The 17723-nt window shown below is 64.7% G+C and carries 16 protein-coding genes, 1 tRNA gene and 1 pseudogene; 10 read left to right on the top strand and 8 right to left on the bottom strand.

From position 1 onward, the window contains the following. Positions 1-15: 15 nt before the first annotated feature. The gene (locus LB557_RS09195) at positions 16-3126 is read right to left on the bottom strand and encodes an efflux RND transporter permease subunit (RefSeq protein WP_224643885.1); all 3111 of its coding nucleotides are present in this window, start codon (positions 3124-3126) and stop codon (positions 16-18) included. After that, positions 3126-4238 carry an efflux RND transporter periplasmic adaptor subunit gene (locus tag LB557_RS09190; RefSeq protein WP_140617807.1) on the bottom strand — a complete coding sequence of 371 codons (1113 nt, stop codon included), beginning with the start codon at positions 4236-4238 and terminating at the stop codon, positions 3126-3128. Before LB557_RS09190 ends, LB557_RS09195 begins: the two co-directional genes overlap by 1 nt. 85 nt (positions 4239-4323) lie before the next feature. On the opposite strand from LB557_RS09190, the gene LB557_RS09185 reads away from it, so the two are divergent. Together LB557_RS09185 and fabF are read left to right on the top strand one after the other, a co-directional pair. After that, complete coding sequence (locus tag LB557_RS09185; RefSeq protein WP_140666011.1) at positions 4324-4902, top strand: TetR/AcrR family transcriptional regulator; 579 nt, start codon at positions 4324-4326, stop codon at positions 4900-4902. Between the two features lie 35 nt (positions 4903-4937). After that, entirely contained in the window at positions 4938-6206 is a 1269-nt protein-coding gene (fabF, locus tag LB557_RS09180) for a beta-ketoacyl-ACP synthase II (RefSeq protein WP_224643884.1), read from the top strand. A gap of 122 nt (positions 6207-6328) precedes the next feature. On the opposite strand, the gene LB557_RS09175 is transcribed toward fabF, so the two are convergent. Next, complete coding sequence (locus LB557_RS09175) at positions 6329-6922, bottom strand: TetR/AcrR family transcriptional regulator (protein WP_224643883.1); 594 nt, start codon at positions 6920-6922, stop codon at positions 6329-6331. A gap of 66 nt (positions 6923-6988) precedes the next feature. Between LB557_RS09175 and LB557_RS09170 the strand changes: the two genes are divergently transcribed. Next, the gene (locus tag LB557_RS09170; protein WP_224643882.1) at positions 6989-7414 is read left to right on the top strand and encodes a VOC family protein; all 426 of its coding nucleotides are present in this window, start codon (positions 6989-6991) and stop codon (positions 7412-7414) included. 9 nt (positions 7415-7423) lie between these two features. Here LB557_RS09170 and LB557_RS09165 read toward each other — a convergent pair whose 3' ends face one another. Further along, a complete protein-coding gene (locus LB557_RS09165; RefSeq protein ID WP_224643881.1) occupies positions 7424-8374 on the bottom strand; it encodes a S1C family serine protease in 951 nt (316 codons plus the stop codon). A 167-nt stretch (positions 8375-8541) separates the two neighbouring features. On the opposite strand from LB557_RS09165, the gene LB557_RS09160 reads away from it, so the two are divergent. Together LB557_RS09160 and LB557_RS09155 are read left to right on the top strand one after the other, a co-directional pair. After that, positions 8542-9414 carry a S1C family serine protease gene (locus tag LB557_RS09160; RefSeq protein WP_224643880.1) on the top strand — a complete coding sequence of 291 codons (873 nt, stop codon included), beginning with the start codon at positions 8542-8544 and terminating at the stop codon, positions 9412-9414. Between the two features lie 8 nt (positions 9415-9422). Then, complete coding sequence (locus LB557_RS09155; protein ID WP_224643879.1) at positions 9423-10109, top strand: response regulator transcription factor; 687 nt, start codon at positions 9423-9425, stop codon at positions 10107-10109. A gap of 244 nt (positions 10110-10353) precedes the next feature. On the opposite strand, the gene LB557_RS09150 is transcribed toward LB557_RS09155, so the two are convergent. Beyond that, the gene (locus LB557_RS09150) at positions 10354-10620 is read right to left on the bottom strand and encodes a type II toxin-antitoxin system VapB family antitoxin (RefSeq protein WP_224643878.1); all 267 of its coding nucleotides are present in this window, start codon (positions 10618-10620) and stop codon (positions 10354-10356) included. A 179-nt stretch (positions 10621-10799) separates the two neighbouring features. Here LB557_RS09150 and LB557_RS09145 point away from each other — a divergent pair, with 179 nt between their 5' ends. Continuing rightward, positions 10800-11666, top strand: a complete 867-nt coding sequence (locus tag LB557_RS09145) for an SDR family oxidoreductase (protein ID WP_140713831.1) — start codon at positions 10800-10802, stop codon at positions 11664-11666. Here LB557_RS09145 and LB557_RS09140 read toward each other — a convergent pair. Continuing rightward, positions 11660-11779, bottom strand: a pseudogene (locus LB557_RS09140) (type II toxin-antitoxin system ParD family antitoxin); the annotation flags it as partial. The gene LB557_RS09145 and the pseudogene LB557_RS09140 overlap by 7 nt on opposite strands. A gap of 332 nt (positions 11780-12111) precedes the next feature. Continuing rightward, on the bottom strand, positions 12112-14211 hold the full coding sequence (locus LB557_RS09135) for an OmpA family protein (protein WP_224713052.1): 2100 nt from the start codon (positions 14209-14211) through the stop codon (positions 12112-12114). Positions 14212-14409: 198 nt separating this feature from the next. Here LB557_RS09135 and LB557_RS09130 point away from each other — a divergent pair, with 198 nt between their 5' ends. Together LB557_RS09130 and LB557_RS09125 are read left to right on the top strand one after the other, a co-directional pair. Continuing rightward, positions 14410-14856 (top strand): YcgN family cysteine cluster protein, encoded by a 447-nt coding sequence (locus tag LB557_RS09130; protein ID WP_041163697.1) that lies wholly within the window; start codon positions 14410-14412, stop codon positions 14854-14856. A 247-nt stretch (positions 14857-15103) separates the two neighbouring features. Beyond that, entirely contained in the window at positions 15104-15460 is a 357-nt protein-coding gene (locus tag LB557_RS09125; protein ID WP_015316248.1) for a hypothetical protein, read from the top strand. 167 nt (positions 15461-15627) lie between these two features. On the opposite strand, the gene LB557_RS09120 is transcribed toward LB557_RS09125, so the two are convergent. Beyond that, entirely contained in the window at positions 15628-16338 is a 711-nt protein-coding gene (locus LB557_RS09120; protein ID WP_015316249.1) for an SIMPL domain-containing protein, read from the bottom strand. Positions 16339-16473: 135 nt separating this feature from the next. On the opposite strand from LB557_RS09120, the gene LB557_RS09115 reads away from it, so the two are divergent. After that, positions 16474-16549, top strand: a tRNA-Ile gene (locus tag LB557_RS09115). 79 nt (positions 16550-16628) lie between these two features. After that, the gene (locus LB557_RS09110; RefSeq protein WP_224643642.1) at positions 16629-17657 is read left to right on the top strand and encodes a LacI family DNA-binding transcriptional regulator; all 1029 of its coding nucleotides are present in this window, start codon (positions 16629-16631) and stop codon (positions 17655-17657) included. Positions 17658-17723: the final 66 nt, after the last annotated feature.

Here is a 17723-nt window from a genome sequence, read left to right as displayed (position 1 = left end):
TGCGACAACGGAGCCCTACTCGGCCGCCATTGCTGCCGGCACTTCCGGTTCCTCCGTTGAATTCTCCTGGACCTCATCCGTGGCCGGCTTGATCCGGAACCACGCGACGTAGAGTGCAGGGAGGAACAGCAGGATCAGCACCGTGCCGGCAGCCGTGCCGCCGATCAGCGTGAACGCCATCGATCCCCAGAAGACGGAGTGCGTGAGGGGGATGAAAGCCAGAACGGCGGCAAGTGCGGTCAGGATCACCGGCCTTGTGCGTTGCACCGTGGCCTCGATGACCGCCTGATAGTCGTCAAGACCGGCGGCACGGTTCTCCTTGATCTGTTCGGTCAGGATCAGCGTATTGCGCATCAGGATACCTGCCAGGCCTATCAGGCCCAGGATGGCGTTGAATCCGAAAGGCTGGTTGAAGGCCAGCAACATCGGTACGACGCCAACGAGACCGAGAGGTGCCGTCAGCATGACCATCGCCATCGTCGAGAAGGATCGCACCTGCAGTATGATGACGATCAGCATGGCGGCGAGCATGGCCGGAAAGACCTTGCCCAGCGCTGTGTTGGCCTTGGTTGCCTCCTCGATCGATCCACCCATTTCGATGCGATAGCCGGCAGGCAGGGATTGAATCAGCGGCTGAAGGGCCGTCATGATCTGCTTGGAAACCTCTGGAGGCTGGGTCGCCTCATTGATGTCCGAGCGGATCGTGATGACGGGTGTGCGATCGCGGCGTTTCAGGATCGGTTCTTCCAGACGAACTTCGGAGTGACCGATCTGGTCGAGTGGAATCTGGCGGCCCTCCCGGCTCATCAGCGAGAAATCCGCCAGACGCGATGGATCCAGTCGCTCGCCGCCGGCGCTGCGGGCCACGATGGGGACGTTGCGGATGTCCTCGCGGACCTGCGTGACCGGGATGCCGGTGAGGAGGAACTGGAGCTGCTGGGCCACTTCCGCCGGCGACAGGCCGATAAGGTTCAATCGGTCCTGATCCGGGATGAAGCGCAGTACCGGCGTGCGATTGCCCCAGTCGCGATTGGCCTGCCGCACGTCCGGTACGCCGCGCATGATGTCGAGCGCTTTTTCGGAGATGGTGTACAATTGCCGCGGGTCTGGCCCCATGACCCGGAACTCGACCGGGAACGGCGTGTAAGGTCCGAACACGAGTTGCGTAACGCGGATGTTCGCTTCGGGGGCAAGCCCTGTCGCAACCGCTTCACGGAGCCTGTGCTTCAAGGCCTCGCGCGCGTCCGCGTCCGGGGTCAGGACGACGATCTTGGCGAAGGCGGGATCAGGCAATTCGGGCGCCATGGCGAAGAAGAAGCGGGGAGCGCCCTGACCGACATAGCTCGTGACGATCTTGGCCTCGGGCTGGCCGCCAAGCCAGTGTTCCAGTTTCTCGACCGTGGCGGTCGTCGTCTCGATGCTGGTGCCCTCCGGCAGGCGAACCTCGACCAGCACTTCGGGACGGTCGGATGTCGGGAAGAACTGCTGCTTGAGACCGCTCATGCCGACAACCGAAAGCGCGAAGACGATGCCGACGGCAGCGCAGGTCACGAACTTGTGGCGCACGGCAAAGGTGATGAGCCGGCGGAGGCGCCGATAGTTCGGTGTGTCGTATATGGCGTGAACGCCGCCTTCGACCGGTTTGATCGCGGGCAGCATCTTGACGCCCATATAAGGGGTGAAGAAAACCGCGACGACCCAGGAGACGATGAGGGCGAACCCCACGACCCAGAAGATGTTGCCGGCGTATTCGCCGGCCGTCGAGCGCGCGAAGCCCACCGGCAGGAACCCGGCGATCGTCACCAGCGTGCCCGACAGCATCGGCGCCGCGGTGTGGCTCCATGCATAGGCCGCCGCCTTGATGCGATCCATGCCCTCTTCCATTTTCACCACCATCACCTCGATGGCGATGATGGCGTCGTCGACGAGGAGGCCCAGCGCCAGGATGAGGGCACCAAGCGTGATGCGGTCGAAGAACCGGCCGGTTTCCAGCATGATGAGAAAGACGACGGCGAGCGTCAGCGGGACGGCGGCCGCCACGACGATGCCGACGCGCCAGCCGAGGCTGAGCAGGCTCACCAGCAGCACCACGCCAAGCGCCATCGCGAATTTGATCATGAACTCGTTGACCGACGAGCCGATGTTGACGGCCTGATCGCTCACTTTGGCCAGCGTCATTCCGAGAGGCAGCGTCTGTGCGATCGCTGCTGACCTCTCCTCCAGTGCCTTGCCGAGTTCAAGACCATTCCAGCCCTCCTGCATCACCGCCGCGAGCATGATGGTCGGCTCACCCTGGTGACGGATGACATAGGTGGCAGGATCCTCGTAGCCGCGCCGGACCACGGCGATGTCGGAGAGCTTCAACGTCCGTCCCGCGGCGACGATCGGCGTGTCGGCGATCGTCTGGACACTGTCATAGGCGCCGTTGACCCGGATAAAGACCTGCGGCCCCTCTGTGTCGATCGAGCCCGCCGGTGTGACGGTGTTCTGCCGCTGCAGGGCAGCGACGATATCCTGCGCCGACACGCCGAGGGTTGCCAGCTTGGCATAGGAAAACTCGACGAATATCTGTTCGGGACGTTCGCCGAGGATGTTGATCTTCTTGACGCCGGGCACATGCAGAAGGTCCTGGCGAATGGTCTCGGCCTGCCTGGCGAGTTCCCCCATGGGCAAGCCCTTCGCCTTAAGGGCGTAAAGAGCGAAACTCACATCGGAATATTCGTCGTTGACGAAGGGGCCGAGCACGCCGGGCGGCAGGTTGCGGGCTTCATCCCCGAGCTTCTTGCGGGCCTGGTAAAATTCCTCCTGCACGCTGGATGGCGGTGTGCTGTCCTTCAGCGTGACCGTCAAATAGGCATAGCCTGGCCGTGTCGTCGTCTCCACACGGTCGTACCAGGTCAACTCCTGAAGTCGCTTCTCCAACGGTTCGGCGACGAGGTCCTGCATCTCGCGCGCCGTCGCGCCCGGCCATACGGTCGTGACCGTCAGGGTCTTGATGGTGAAGTTGGGATCCTCCGCACGTCCAAGCATGAGGAAAGCGTAGGCGCCGGCGGCGACGAGCAGAATGATGAAGAAAAGGGTAACGGCTCGCTCGCGAACGGCGATCGCGGAAAAATTGAGGCTCATCAGTTGCTCCTGTTTTCAGAGGCAGTCCTGACGCGAGCGCCTTCCTGCAGGAGATGAGCACCGAGCGAAACGATCGAATCGCCCGAGCTCAGCCCGGAGATCACGGCGGTTTCGCTGGTTACACGAACAAGCTTGACGGGCCGAAAGTGTACGGTCGAGGTTGCGCCGTCCAAACTCCAAACGCCGGTCTTCTGACCATCGTCCAGCACGGCTCCGAGCGGCACCTGGACTTCCGTTTGACTTGCCTGGCTTGCAAGCCGGATGGTTACCGTCGCGCCAAGCGGTGCTGCCGCGGCCTCACCATCGAGCACATAACGGGCCTCATAGGTACGAGTCTGGGGATCGGCAGCGTCCGACAACTGCCGGAGATGCGCCGTAAAATGCCGCCCATCGCCCCCATACAAGCCCGCCTCGGCTACCGAGCCGATCGCCGGCCGGATCGTTTCGGGAAGCGTGACCACCGCCTCACGGGGGCCGGCGTTCGCGATCCGAACCACGGTCTGTCCCGCGGCGACAACCTGTCCTGGCTCGCCAAGCGTTTCGACGACGGTTCCGTCGGCGTTCGCGTCCAGGACGGAATAGGCCGCCTCGTTTTCCGCGACCTTCGCTTCCGCTTCGGTGGCGGCAAGCTGTGCAGTCGCGGTATCGAGTGCTGCCTTCGCCTGCTCGTAACGCTGCGGGGTTGCGGCCAACTCCTTCTTGACCAGAACCGCATAGCGCTTCTCGTCCGCACTGGTCTGAACCAGGACAGCGCGCGCAGCCGCGACAGCGTTGCGCTTGGCGGTGAGGGCAAGGGCAAGATCGGTATCATCGATCCGCAGCAGCGGTTGGCCCGCCTTGACCTGTTCGCCGACATTTACAAGGCGCTCGATGATCTTGCCGGGTACGCGAAACCCAAGATTGCTCTGCACCCTCGCGGCAATTGTACCCGTGAAGCCGCGTTCGGATCCTGTCACCGCCACTGCCGTCACGAGTCTGACGATCGGTGCTTCCTGCCTCGGGTCAGCCACGACGGCGGCTGCCTGTGTGCGAATGGGAAGCGTGACGAATGCAGCCACCCCAAACCCCGCGACGAGAACGCTCCCCAGCCCAATAATGAGTTTCTTTTTCATGCCCATCGCCTTCTGTGAAAATAGATTGCATTCGTACTCTATAACTGGTATAGATTATGAACGCAATCAAAAAAGGAGACGAATGATGCGTGTGACTCGCAGCCAAGCTGAGCAGAACCGGCAAACCGTGATCGATGTAGCGAGCCGGCTTTTTCGGGAGCGCGGATTCGATGGCATCGGCGTCAAGGATTTGATGGAGGGCGCCGGGCTGACCCAAGGCGGGTTCTACAAGCAGTTCGCGTCCAAGGACGACTTGGTCGCGCAGGCGTCCAGACGGGCATTGGAAAGCGCTGCGAACCGATGGTCGACGGCGGCCGCGGCGAGCCCTGAGGATCCGCTTGGCGCCGTGATCGACTTCTATCTCAGCACGGGGCATCGCGAGGAAAGGATGGACGGCTGCCCGGTGGTTGCGCTTGGCTCGGATGCTGCCAGGCAAGGCGCCGAGGTGAAGGCATCATTTGAGGCCGGCATCCGAGAATACCTCGAGATGCTGGGCTCATGGGTTGGCGAGGCGGACGGCGATGCGCCCGGCGGTAAAGCCATGGTCGTTCTCTCGACAATGGTCGGCGCGGTCGTCCTCTCGCGCGCCGTCAATGATCCCGACCTCGCGAAGGCTTTTCTGAGTGCCGCCACCGCTCAGGTTCGCGAAGCCGTCGCGGCTTGAAAGCCGCACGCGCTGGCCAAGTGATAGGAAAATAGATGCGACGGATCGTTGTTACGGGCATGGGAGCGGTCACGCCGCTCGCGGCCAATGTCGAAGCGTCATGGTCGCGCCTGCTGGCCGGCCGTTCGGGGCTTCGAAAGCTTCCGGACGACATGGTGCGAGACCTGCCGGCGAAGGTCGGTGGAATGGTTCCTTCCTTGCTGGAAGACCCCGAAGTTGGCTTCGATCCAGACATCGTCCTGGCGCCGAAGGACCAGCGCAAGGCCGACCGCTTCATTGTCTTTGCGCTGGCGGCTGCGGAAGAGGCGGTTGCCCAGGCCAGGTGGAACCCGGTCTCGGACGATGACAGGACCCGCACCGCGACGATCATCGCGTCGGGTGTCGGAGGATTTCCCGCGATAACCGAAGCGGTGCGAACCGTCGACCTGCGCGGTGTTCGGCGTCTCTCACCGTTCACGGTGCCGTCGTTCCTGGTGAACATGGCGGCGGGACAGATTTCGATCCGATATGGGTTCAAGGGTCCGCTCGGCGCGCCGGTGACGGCCTGCGCGGCCGGCATCCAGGCGATCGGCGATGCGGCGCGTCTTATCCGCGCCAACGAGGCCGACATCGCGGTCTGCGGCGGAACGGAAGCCTGCATCAATACGGTCAGCCTCGGCGGCTTTGCCGCGGCACGCTCTCTTTCCACGTCCTTCAATCATCGTCCTGAGGAGGCCTCCCGCCCGTTCGACATGTCGCGCGACGGCTTCGTCATGGGCGAAGGCGCCGGCATCCTGGTCATCGAGGCATTGAGCCACGCGCTTGCGCGCGGCGCCAAACCGCTCGCCGAACTGGTCGGCTACGGCACGACGGCGGACGCTTATCACATCACCTCCGGCCCCGAGGATGGCGACGGTGCGCGCCGGGCCATGGAGATCGCGATTGCCCAAGCCGGTATTTCGGCACGGGAGGTCCGCCACCTCAACGCGCACGCGACCTCCACGCCAGTCGGCGACTTGGGGGAAATCGCCGCGATCAAAAGGGTCTTCGGAGAAGATTTCGGCATAGCCGTCAGCGCAACGAAGTCGGCGACCGGCCACCTGCTTGGCGCCGCCGGCGGGCTTGGGGCGATCTTCACGGTCCTGGCGCTCAGGGACCAGGTCGCACCGCCAACCCTCAATCTGAGCGCCCCCGATCCGGCAAGCGACGGGATCGACTTCGTCCCAAACCACGCCCGGCCGATGGAGATGGATTACGCGATTTCCAATGGCTTCGGCTTTGGCGGCGTGAACGCCAGCGCATTGTTCCGGCGCTGGACGGACTAGCCGCGGCTTGCGGCAATCGTGATGTCCTGGTCGGGCAGCGGCAGCCGGCGACAAGTTTACGCATGGCGACATCGTCGCCCCGCACCCGGGCGATGACTGCACGATACATTCGCGGGGGCACTTCAGGCGCGCGACAGTCCGTCTATCAGCGCCGTCAGCACGGCGCGGTAATCCTCGCCCGACGCACCGGCCTCGATGGCGAGCGCCGCGCGGTCGAAGGCGGCGGCAAGCAGCGCGGTCAGCGCTTCGGGCGGCAATCTTTTCATCGACTGCGTCCGCATCGCCGCGACAAGGCCCTCGCGCAGCGAGCGGTTGCCGTGGCGGTTGTCGATGGCGTCCATGGCGGCGCGGCCGAGCACGGCGGGGCCGTCGAGCAGCAAGAGCCGCGTGCGGCCGGGCGCGCGCATGGCCGTGAGATAGGCATCGGAACCGGCAATCAGCGCATCGCGGGCGCTGAGCGAAGGCGGGGAGGCGCGGTCAATCTCTCGCGCCACCGCCGCGGCTTCCTGTTCGACCACGGCGGCGAAAAGCGCCTGCTTGTCGGCGAAATGGTGGTAGAGCGCGCCGCGCGTCACGCCAGCGGCGGCAACGATCTCCGGTGTGCCGGTCCCGGCATAGGATTTTTCCGTGAACAGTTTGCGCGCCGCCGCGATCAGGTCGGCGCGCGTTGTCTCGGTGCGATCGCGATTGGAACGACGCGCGGATTTCTGTTGCATACATTCAGCCTGTATGTTAATTCAATTTACATGCAGACTGTATGTCAGTTGACGGGAGAAGGAAAGATGAAGACGACGAGCTACTACCCGGTGCTGATGACCGGCGATGTCGCCGGCACCGCGGCCTTCTATGTCAGGCATTTCGGTTTCCGGCCGTTGTTTGAGAGCGACTGGTACGTGCATCTGCAATCGGTGGACAACAAGCGCGTCAATCTCGGCATCGTTCAGGGCGACCACGAGACGATCCCCGAGGAGGGGCGGGGGCGGACTTCCGGGCTGCTGATCAATTTCGAGGTCCGCGATCCCGATGCGATCCATGACCGGATCCTTGCTGCCGGCCTGCCTATCCTGCGAACGCTGCGTGACGAGCCTTTCGGCCAGCGCCATTTCATCACTAGGGATCCCAACGGCGTGCTGATCGACGTCATCAAGCCGATCCCGCCCAGCGAGGAGTTCCTGGCGCGGTATGCGGAAGGCGCCCCGGGGGCTTGAACGGCAGCCTCAGCTCGCCCGTGCCACCGGCGTCACCATCACCTGGCTGACGCCGGTGCGGCGCACCACGGTGCACAGCGTCTCGCGGCCGATGCGCTCGGCGTCGAGCATGCGCACGAGGTCGTCGACGCCGGTCACCGGGCGGCCGTCGATTGCGGCGATGATGTCGCCTTCCCTGAGACCCGCCCTGGCCGCCGGGCCGTCCTTCTCGACGCTGCGCAGCCGTACCGCCGTGCTTGTCGAGACCTGCGACAAGAGAGCCGCGCGCCGCGGCAGGTTTACCGTGTCGGCGGAGACGCCAATGAAGGCGCGGCGCACGCGGCCGAAGCGGATGATCTCGGAAATGACGAAGTTCGCGGTGTTGGAGGCGACGGCGAAGGCGATGCCTTGCGCGCCATGGATCATGGCGGTGTTGACGCCGATAACCTCGCCGGCCGACGAGACCAGCGGACCACCGGAATTGCCGGGGTTGAGCGCGGCGTCGGTCTGGATGACGTCGTCGATCAGCCTGCCGGTCGAAGCCCGCATCGAGCGGCCGAGCGCCGAGACGACGCCCGAGGTGACGGTCCATTCGAAGCCCAGCGGATTGCCGATGGCAATCGCGATCTGGCCGCGCCGCAGCCGCTTGGAATCGCCCAGCGGCGCCACGTCGGCGAAGCTGCCGTCAGCGCGCACCAGGGCGATGTCGGTGTCGGGGTCGCGGCCGAGCACGCGGCCTTCGCTGGAGGCGCCGTCCGGCATCGAGACGCGTACCGTCCTGGCGTCACCCACGACATGGAAATTGGTGACGACCAGCCCGTCGGGCGCGATGACGAAGCCCGAGCCATGGCCGCCCGGCCCCCCGATGCGCTCGATGCGGCAGACAGCCGGGCCGATGCGGTCGACCGCTTCGGCAACCGTCGTCGAATAGGCGTCGAGCAATGTCTCGTCCGGTTGGAATTTTGGCGCGGCGAGGGCCATGGGAGGCTCCGTGTTTTCAGGCTTGATCGTGACTATATGTGCGGAGCGGCCGGAACCGCCGCGACCTGACCAGATGGCCAGTCGAACCTGCAACTAGCCGTCAGGCGAGTACCTCCTGGCGTACTGCCGAGCGATATCTGGGGCATGAGAAAACCCAGGAGATCATCATGAGCGACTTCAATCTGAATGCATTTTCCGATGCCATCGCCGATATCGCCGCCAAGGCGACGCCGGGAACGGCAAGCTTCGCCACGCATCATCACCGCACGGCGAGCGCCTTCCACTGGGGCGACGGCTATTTCGTCACCGCCGAGGAAGCCGTCGAGGCCGGCGAGGAGATCGAACTGACGCTCGCCTCCGGCGAGACGGCGAAGGCCGAACTGGTCGGCCGCGATCCTTCGACGGGCGTCGCCCTGCTGAAGCCCGCGGATGCGGCCACCGCGCCTGTCCTCGATAGAGCCAGCCCCGTTCGGCCAGGCAATATCGCCATAGCCATCGGCAGCAGCCAGGGCTCGGTGCTGGCCGTGTCGGGCTCGGTCGGCGAAGTCGGCCCGGCCTGGCGCTCGATGCGCGGCGGCACCATCGACCGGCGCATCAACCTGGCTGTCGGTGCCGACGGCCGATTCGAGGGTGGCCCGGTGCTGGACGCCAAGGGCGCGCTGATCGGCATGCTTCTGTTCGGCCCGCGTGGCCGCGCGCTGGTCATGCCCTATGAGACGATCGAACGCGCGGTGGCGACGCTTCGCGAAAAGGGCCATGTCGCACGTGGTTACCTCGGCGCCGGCCTGCATCCGGTGCGCGACCGCGACGCGCACGGCGCAATGGTGATGAGCCTCGACGACAATGGCCCGGCCAAGGCAGCTGGCCTCTCGCTCGGCGATATCATCGTGGCGTGGAACGGCGAGGCCGTGCATGGTCCGCGAGACCTGATCCGCCGGCTCGGGCCCGACAGCGCCGGTGCTTCGGTGAAGCTGGGTGTCGTGCGCGGCGGCGAACAGCGCGACGTCGTGCTGACGATCGGCGAAAAGCCGCTGAGCTGAGAGGACGGATGGAAAGCGACACGCTGACAAGGCCTGACGTGGCGCGCGGCGAACGCCAGCTCGTGGTGCTGATCGCACTGCGCGATGCCGTGCGTGCCGAGCGCTTGTCGGCTTCGCTTGCCATGGCCGACGATCTGCTGCCGGTCGTGGCCGGCGGCGGGGTCGCCGATGTCGCCATCGTCGATGACGCCGTCGCCAACAGCGCGGCCTCGGTCGATCGAGCCGGCGTCGGCAGCATCACGACGCCAAAGGTACTGCTTTCGGACCGCGCGGGCCGGCCGCAAGGCCAGGTGTTTGCGGTGCTGCCGTTGGCCGCGGACGCAGCTTTGATCGCCGCTGCCGTCAGGCTGGCCGCCGCCGGCTACCGGGTGTCCGGCGAAGGGCGTTCGATGCCGGATAGGCATGAGGATTTCGACCGCGATGATGCGGCCAATGGGGATGGAAGCCATAGCGGGTTGTTCGGCGAGGAAACCGTCGACGATGGCGCCGCCACCCGGCCAGCGCTGTCGCCGCGCGAGGCGGAAGTGCTGGCGCTGCTGGCCGAAGGGGCGCCCAACAAGGTGATCGCGCGGCGGCTCAACATCTCCGTCCACACAGCGAAGTTCCATGTCGCCGCGATCCTGATCAAGCTCGGTGCCGCCAATCGTACGGACGCCATCGCGATCGCGATGCGGCAGGGGCTGGTTCTGGTTTAGGAGTGGATGTCGGGCAAGTCTGACGATTATCTTCAGAGGTCGGCGCTGCCGCTCATCCGCCTACCGGCACCTTCTCCCCGTATAATGACAGGGAGAAGGGAGTTGCCGCGACCTCGGCGCTCCTTTTGCAAAGGTGATGATTGGCGAAGTCCGCGATGAGAGCGTCTTTCTCCCCGTCACTATACGGGGAGAAATGCCCGGCAGGGCAATGAGGGGCGGCGCGACGGTGCGGACGAAGTATCCGTCAGCTGCTCGGTATTTCGAGTTCATCGTAACCGAGTACTTCGTCTTCGGTCATTGGGCGGTCCCGATGAGGTATCCGGCCTGCTTGCTCTGAAATTTCCATCAGCCTCGCGATCAGGTCAGACTCGTTTTGCTGAGAAGTCAGGTGTTCGCGAGCAGTTTCGTTTTCGAGGCTCTGCCGGATCGCTTCGGTCACCGGCACACCACGGCTCTTGGCAAGTTCTCGGGCCAACCGCTCCACTTCGACATTCTTGATGAACAAAGCCATTTGGTGATCTGCCATCCGGTATGGAATCATACGCCAAATCGGTTTCGGCGCCACGTCGTTTGCAGCCGACAAGGCACGGTACCCTCCGCTACGTCACCATCGCGTCGCACCACAAGCTCTTGTATCCCGCTCTGGCGCGCGCAAGGATCGCGACACAAGACAATCCAGGCGGAGGAAAAATGTCGCTCAAGGGAAAGACGCTGTTCATCTCCGGCGGGTCACGTGGCATCGGGCTGGCGATCGCGCTGCGCGCCGCGCGCGACGGCGCCAATGTGACGATCGCCGCCAAGACGACGGAGCCGCATCCGAAGCTGCCGGGAACGATCTACAGCGCCGCTGAAGAGATCGAGCAGGCCGGCGGCAAGGCACTGCCGGTGCTATGCGACATCCGCGAGGAAGCGCAGGTGGCCGAGGCGGTCGGCAGAACCGTCGAGAAATTCGGCGGCATCGATATCTGCGTCAACAATGCCAGCGCCATCCAGCTTACCGGCACGCTGGAAACCGACATGAAGCGCTACGATCTGATGCATCAGATCAACACGCGCGGCACCTTCCTCGTGTCCAAAATGTGCATTCCACACCTGAAGTTGGCGAAGAACCCTCACATCCTGAATCTGGCGCCGCCGCTCGACATGAAGGCCAAATGGTTCAAGAACCATGTCGCCTACACCATGGCCAAGTTCGGCATGTCGATGTGCACGCTGGGCATGAGCGCGGAATTCGCCAGGGATGGCATCGCGGTCAATTCGCTGTGGCCGATCTCGACCATCGACACGGCCGCGGTGCGCAACCTTCTGGGCGGAGCGACGGTCGCGGCGATGAGCCGGTCGCCCGACATCATGGCCGATGCCGCGCACGCGATCTTCATGCGGCCGTCGCGCGAGGCATCAGGCAATTTCTATATCGACGAAGAGGTGCTGCGCGCCGAGGGCGTCAGCGATTTCTCGGTCTATGCGCCTGACGCAACCGGACCGCTGGCCGGAGACTTTTTTGTGCCGGATGAGGTGTTTGCCAGGACGGACAGCAAGATCAGGAACATCTACTGAAGGGGGTCCTGCCGCCGCCGCTTGCTTTCAAAAAAGGACTCGACATCGAACGGCTCCGGTTCACCTGACTGGTCGCCCTCGTCGATTGCCCGACGAAGCCGCTCAGCCTCTGATCGCCGGTTTTTTCGTAGGCATCAATTCGCCTAATCCTTCGTTGAGCGCCCGGCAGGCCACCGTTTGCTAGGTGGACCTAAAAGCACAAAACCCCGCCGGAGAGGGCCGGCGGGGCTCAATGCGTCCCGCTGGAGTCGGGACGGGGCAGGGAACGCCCAGTCAGGAATCTGGGGTGCGAAGCCCAGTGATTCAATGAGCCGGCTCCAAGGCTTGTACAATTCTTGTTGACCCGGGCCGTGCCGTCCGCGGTCTATCCCATCCCGGTTGACCGGGATGGGATCTTGTTGCCGACCTCGTTCCAGAAACCACTGCAAGTGGCTGGAAAAGCAGGTCAGTTGTTGCTCGCCACCGGCGCCACGAGCGAGGTGATGCGGCGGATGGCGACGCGCCGGTTCTCGCGGTTGGGCGCCGAGGTGTCGACCTTCAGATACTCCTCGCCATAGCCCTGTGTCGTCAGGTTCTCGGGCGGGATGCCGAAGGCGTTGGTCAGCGCTTCGGCGACCGCTTCGGCGCGACGGTCCGACAGAGCAAGGTTTGCCTCGGGCGTGCCGACGGCGTCGGTATGGCCCTCGATCAGGAAGGTCTCGGCCGGGTTCTTTTTCAACAGCTTCTCCATGGCGTCGGCGACACCCTGGAGCTTCTGCACCTCGGTGTCGGAGATTGAGGACGAGCCGAATTCGAAGTTCAGCGTGTCGAGATCGATGCGCCGTGCAATGTCGCGCACGCGAGCCGAACGCTTGACCTCGTTGATCGAATACAGACGCTGCACTTTCTCCACCGGCGGCTGTTCGAGGAAGGTGTAATAGTCGTCGGGGCTTTCGACATCCTCGGAATCGAGGATGTAGTCCCGGCGCGGGATGGTCAGCCGCATCGGCGGCAGGTCATCGCCGGGATCGCGCCAGTCATCTTCGTCCTGGTAGCTGCGCTCGTCGACATAGCTCAGAACGTATTCGCGACCGTCGGGCGCGATGCGCGACCGCTGCAGGATGTCGCCGTAGCGGTTGCGTATGGTGACGATCCGGAAGCCATTGTCGCGCTCGACCGTCTCGCGCGTGCGGCCTTGCGGCAGGTCCTCGTAGTAGACATCCTTGGCGCCGCGGGTCAGGCGCGGTCGATCGTTGCTTTGGACGAACGTCTGGTCGTTGAACTGGACGATCACCCGGTCGCCGATTTCCTTGAGCACGTCGACGCCCTTGGGCCGGCGGCGGTCACGGATGTCCTCGTCAGGCGCGCGCTCGAGCCGCTTGCCCTTCTCCTGCGTCACCGGGACGATTTTTTCCGTCTTGATCGCCTCCTGGGCGGCCCTGTCGTCGGTTGGAGGCGGACCCTGATCCACCGGCGCCACTACCGGCTTCCGGCCCTGGTCACCGCCCTGCTGGGCATTCTGCCCACCATTCTGCTGCCCGCCGTTCTGCTGTTCGCCATTCTGGTTGGCGGGCTGGGTGGCTGGGTTCCCGCCGCCCTGGCCGTTCTCGCCGCGACCCTTGCGCCTGGCATCCTTCTGGCTGTCGAGGATGGGGGCGGCATTCTTGTCGGCGGGGGCTTCGCCCTGAACCGGGTTTTCGCCCTGGACAGGCGCGGCCTTCCCATTGGTAGCGGCCCCACCGGTGGCGGGCTGCTCTCCCGTCGCCGGCTGTTCGCCGGTGGTGGGCTGCCTACCGGTCGGCGGCTGTTCGCCGGTCGCGGGCTGCTCGCCATTCGCCGGCTGTTCGCCAGCCGGTTTCCTGCCGTGCTTCTTCGTCTTGTCCTGGGATTGCTCGCCCTGGGCGGGAACCTGCTCGCCGGCGGGAGGGGATTCAACCTTCGGCGTCGCTTCGCCGGCAGGAGCCTGCTTCGGTGTCGGAGCGGTCTCCGGCACGGCGGCCGGCGCCTCTTTCTGCTGGTCCAGCTTGTGTTTCCTGCCAGGCTTGGTCGGCTGGTTGTCGTTGGCAGGCGCGGCCTCGCCGGCGGGCGCCTGCTCGGTCTGCTGCTGGTCGCGCTTCTTCCTGCGCGGCTGCTGCTCGTCGGTTGCGGGCGCGGCCTCGCCGGCGGGCGCCTGTTCGGTCTGCTGCTGCTGGTCGCGCTTCTTCCTGCGCGGCTGCTGCTCGTCGGTTGCGGGCGCGGCCTCGCCGGCGGGCGCCTGCTCGGCCTGCTGCTGCTGGTCGCGCTTCTTCCTGCGCGGCTGCTGCTCTTCAGCCGCGGGGGCGGGCTGCTGCGCGGCCGGAGCGGTCTCGGTCTGCTGTTGCTGCTCGCGCTTCTTCTTGCGCGGCTGTTCCTCGTCGCCCTGTCCCTGGTCGGTGGGGGTGTCCTGCGCCAGGATGATCAGCGGTGTCCCCCCGCGTTGCATGGGGCCGAACGCGGCTGTCCCCTGAAGCGGGGACGCGCCTAACGGCGCGGATGCCATCAACAGGCCAAGGGCTGTGCCTGCCAGAATCCGTGGTTGGCGTTTCATCGAAATTCTCCTTGTGGGGTCCCATCCTTGCCGAAACCGCTTTTAACGAAATTGGTTCCAGTTGCCCATCGTTAGGGGCTGTACAGGGCTATTGGCCGACCTTTTGAAGGCAACTTCATGTCATTCGGCCCCCTTTGCAGCCTCATTCCGGCTGTCGCCGCGCTTGACCTTGGCGGCGGCTGGGGCCACATGCCGGAAATGGAAACCCCGTTCTGGAAGACCAAGACGCTGGAAGAGATGAGCCCCACCGAGTGGGAATCGCTCTGCGACGGCTGCGGCAAGTGCTGCCTGTCCAAGCTCGAGGACGAGGACACCGGTGAAATCTACTGGACCAGCGTCGGCTGCCGGCTGTTCGACGCCGAGAGCTGCCGCTGTGCGGACTATGCCAACCGGCTGGCGCGCGTTCCCGACTGCGTCGGCCTGACGCCGCAGAATGTGCGCACCATCAGCTGGCTGCCCAGCACCTGCGCCTACCGGCTGGTGGCGGAAGGCCGCGACCTCTACTGGTGGCATCGGTTGGTTTCCGGCAGTGCCGAGACCGTGCACGAGGCCGGCATTTCCATGCGCGGCCGGGTCAAGGCGAGCGAGACCGACCTGGCCGAGCCGGAAGACTATTTTGACTTTATGCTCGACGACGAGCCCTGACGCGCGCGGTAGATCGTCAGGAGTTGCCTGTCGGGAACCGTGCGAGGGCGAGGCGCCTGGCGCGATATTGTTGAGTGCCGGCGAGGGATTTGGCCGGCGAGAGATTTGAAAGGTCGGCGCTTTGCCGTGTGGCGCCACATGAACCGCGGATGAACGGGCAGTTCGTAAATAGTTCAGACAGGCCGGTGCATTCTCCCGCCATCGGTTTCACGAGGAGGGCGCAAGCCCGCAACAAGGAGAGAGAACCATGTACACCACCATCAAGACGGCAGCGCTTTCGGCTCTGGTCGGCCTCGGCACGCTGGCGGCCATCCCCGCCCATGCCGACAGCCTCTATCTTGGCTTCGGCAACAACCAGGACCCGCGCTTCGGCGTCTATGCCGGCGACGACGGCTATCGCCACCGCCGGGACGAGCGCCGCGACGATTGGCGCCGTGGCTGCTCGCCGGATCGCGCCCTCGACAAGGCGGAGCGCATGGGGCTGCACCGTGCCCGCATCGTCGATGTCAACCGCCGCGTGGTCAAGGTGATGGGCCGTCAGTACGGCGACCGCGTCGTCATCGTGTTCGCCAACGAGCGCGGTTGCCCGGTCATCAACCGCTGAGAATCTCAGGCGTGGACCTTCTGTGAAGGTCTGGAGCCCCTTTCCCTAGGGAAAGAAGTGGCCCGAAACCCCGCGGGAGCGATTCCGCGGGGTTTTTATTGCCCGCGGCGGTCTCTCTTGAGCAGGTCCGTGGCCAAGCAATGCTCAGCCACGGCGTCCAGCGCCGCCTACTTCAGTTCGAAGGTAACGGTGACCTGGACATTGTAGGCGTTCTCGCCGGCCTGTACCGGCGCCGCGCCGGCCGCGGCGTCGAATGCCTTGGCGTTGATCGGCATCGGCGCCGGCCTGATGTTCTGATCGGTGATCTCGAGCACCCGGCCCAGGCTGACCCCGGCCGCCTCGGCCAGCGTCCTGGCCTTGGCCATGGCGTCGGCGACAGCTTTCTTTCGGGCCTCTGTGACGGTGGCCGCCGGATTGTCATTGGTGAAGGCGATGCCGCCGCCCTGGTTGACGCCGAGCGACACCGCCTTGTCGAGGATCTCGCCTGTCTTGTCGACGTCGCGCACGCGCACCGAGAGCGTGTTGGTCACCTGATAGGCGACGAGTTCGGCCTCCTGGCTGCCGTCCGGCTTGTTGGTATAGTTGTAGCGGGGGGTGATCTGGATGCCCGCGGTCTGCAGGTCGCGATCCTTGATGCCGGCGGCCTTCATCGCGGCGATCACCGCGGCCATGGCATCATTGTTGGCGTCGAGTGCGGCACGCGCCGTCTTGGCTTCGCGCATGACGCTGAGCGTCAGCACCGCCAGATCGGGGGCCACGGTTGCTTCGCCCTCGCCGGACACGATGATGCGGGGCGGGGTCGGCAGATCGGTGGCTCCAGCCATCGCCGGAAAAGCGATTGCAGCGGCGAGCGCGAGGGGCAAAAGATGTCTGGTCATGAAAATCTCCTTGGTCTGCGATCAGGTCGCAGGGGGGCGCGTAGAGCGCGATTATGGGTTGATTTGGGCGATCTGCGAAAGCCCGCCGGGAAAGCCTTGTGCCGCGATGCGAAAAACATTAATCCAGCCCGCGTGGGGCCTGTAGCTCAATGGTTAGAGCCGGCGGCTCATAACCGCTTGGTTGGGGGTTCGAGTCCCTCCGGGCCCACCATTGTTGTTATTTACCAATAGCGTACGGGCAAGTTCGCCCGCGGGTTCGCCAAACGGGATATTACCGTCCCGGGAGCACAATGATCGTGACGCAGAAAGGGATCACCCTGAAAGACGTGGCCGCCGCGGCCAACGTTTCGCGCGCCACGGCGGCGCGGGCGCTCAACAGTTATGGTTACGTCGGCGACGGTACGGCTTTGCGCGTGCTGGAAGCCGCCGAGCGACTGGGCTATCGCGCCAACCTCGTCGCGCAGGCCCTGCGCAGCGGGCAACTGCCGATCGTCGGCTTCATTCCCGGCGACATCCAGAATCCGTTCTTCGCGCGCATTGCCCATGATATCGAGGCGGAACTGCGCAGGCACCGCCACAATCTTCTGATCGCCAGCAGCGAAGAGAATGTCGAACAGGAAAAGGAACTGCTCCAAAGCCTGCGTTCGCTCAGCATCCGTGGCTTCATTCTTGCGCCGACCTCGGCGACGGACAGCCAGCATATCGTGCAGCTCGCCCGTGAGGGCACGCCGGTCGTGCTGATCGACCGTGTCGTCAAGGACGTGCAGTGCGACAGCGTCGTCGTCGACAATGAAGGCGGTGCGCGCGAGGCCGTGGACTACCTGGTTGCCAATGGCCACGAGCGCATCGGCCTGTTGCGGGACGAATCGCGCATCTTCACCGCGCAGGAGCGCCTCGCCGGTTACCAGAATTCGCTTGCGGCACATGGCATTGCCCTCGACCCATCGCTGGTCAGCGTGTCACGCTCGACCGTGGAACATGCTGTCGAAGCCACCATTCGACTGTTCAGCCGCCGCGATCGCCCGACCGCCTTGTTCACCGTGGACAGCCTGATGACCCAAGGCGCGTTGCTCGGCCTGCGCTCGATGGGACTGTCGATCCCGCATGATGTTTCGCTGGTCGGCTTCGACGATTTCAACCTCGCCACCTTCACCGATCCCCAGATCACCGTCATCGCGCAGCCGACAGCCGAAATAGGGCCGCTTGCCGCCAAAATGCTGCTCGACCGCCTGGCCGGCAAGAAGCTGGCCCCGCGCCACACGCGCTTCCCGACCCGCCTCATCGTTCGCGGCTCGGTCTCGCGGCTGCACGGGCGCTGATCACCCGATCCAAATAGGCTCTTCCGCGAATTCGTCCTGCAAGGGGGCTTGCCAACCTCTGAAATG

This window comes from Mesorhizobium sp. BR115XR7A, from assembly GCF_020165315.1.
Taxonomy (GTDB): domain Bacteria; phylum Pseudomonadota; class Alphaproteobacteria; order Rhizobiales; family Rhizobiaceae; genus Mesorhizobium; species Mesorhizobium australicum.
The sequence above is the reverse complement of the archived record's forward strand: the minus strand, read 5'-3'. Positions and strand labels throughout refer to the sequence as shown.

Bases quoted from the DNA above. Each gene is read 5' to 3' on its own strand.
- LB557_RS09195 (WP_224643885.1), bottom strand. From the start codon at position 3,126: ATGAGCCTCAATTTTTCCGCGATCGCCGTTCGCGAGCGAGCCGTTACC.
- LB557_RS09190 (WP_140617807.1), bottom strand. From the start codon at position 4,238: ATGAAAAAGAAACTCATTATTGGGCTGGGGAGCGTTCTCGTCGCGGGG.
- LB557_RS09185 (WP_140666011.1), top strand. From the start codon at position 4,324: ATGCGTGTGACTCGCAGCCAAGCTGAGCAGAACCGGCAAACCGTGATC.
- fabF (WP_224643884.1), top strand. From the start codon at position 4,938: ATGCGACGGATCGTTGTTACGGGCATGGGAGCGGTCACGCCGCTCGCG.
- LB557_RS09175 (WP_224643883.1), bottom strand. From the start codon at position 6,922: ATGCAACAGAAATCCGCGCGTCGTTCCAATCGCGATCGCACCGAGACA.
- LB557_RS09170 (WP_224643882.1), top strand. From the start codon at position 6,989: ATGAAGACGACGAGCTACTACCCGGTGCTGATGACCGGCGATGTCGCC.
- LB557_RS09165 (WP_224643881.1), bottom strand. From the start codon at position 8,374: ATGGCCCTCGCCGCGCCAAAATTCCAACCGGACGAGACATTGCTCGAC.
- LB557_RS09160 (WP_224643880.1), top strand. From the start codon at position 8,542: ATGAGCGACTTCAATCTGAATGCATTTTCCGATGCCATCGCCGATATC.
- LB557_RS09155 (WP_224643879.1), top strand. From the start codon at position 9,423: ATGGAAAGCGACACGCTGACAAGGCCTGACGTGGCGCGCGGCGAACGC.
- LB557_RS09150 (WP_224643878.1), bottom strand. From the start codon at position 10,620: ATGGCTTTGTTCATCAAGAATGTCGAAGTGGAGCGGTTGGCCCGAGAA.
- LB557_RS09145 (WP_140713831.1), top strand. From the start codon at position 10,800: ATGTCGCTCAAGGGAAAGACGCTGTTCATCTCCGGCGGGTCACGTGGC.
- LB557_RS09135 (WP_224713052.1), bottom strand. From the start codon at position 14,211: ATGAAACGCCAACCACGGATTCTGGCAGGCACAGCCCTTGGCCTGTTG.
- LB557_RS09130 (WP_041163697.1), top strand. From the start codon at position 14,410: ATGGAAACCCCGTTCTGGAAGACCAAGACGCTGGAAGAGATGAGCCCC.
- LB557_RS09125 (WP_015316248.1), top strand. From the start codon at position 15,104: ATGTACACCACCATCAAGACGGCAGCGCTTTCGGCTCTGGTCGGCCTC.
- LB557_RS09120 (WP_015316249.1), bottom strand. From the start codon at position 16,338: ATGACCAGACATCTTTTGCCCCTCGCGCTCGCCGCTGCAATCGCTTTT.
- LB557_RS09110 (WP_224643642.1), top strand. From the start codon at position 16,629: ATGATCGTGACGCAGAAAGGGATCACCCTGAAAGACGTGGCCGCCGCG.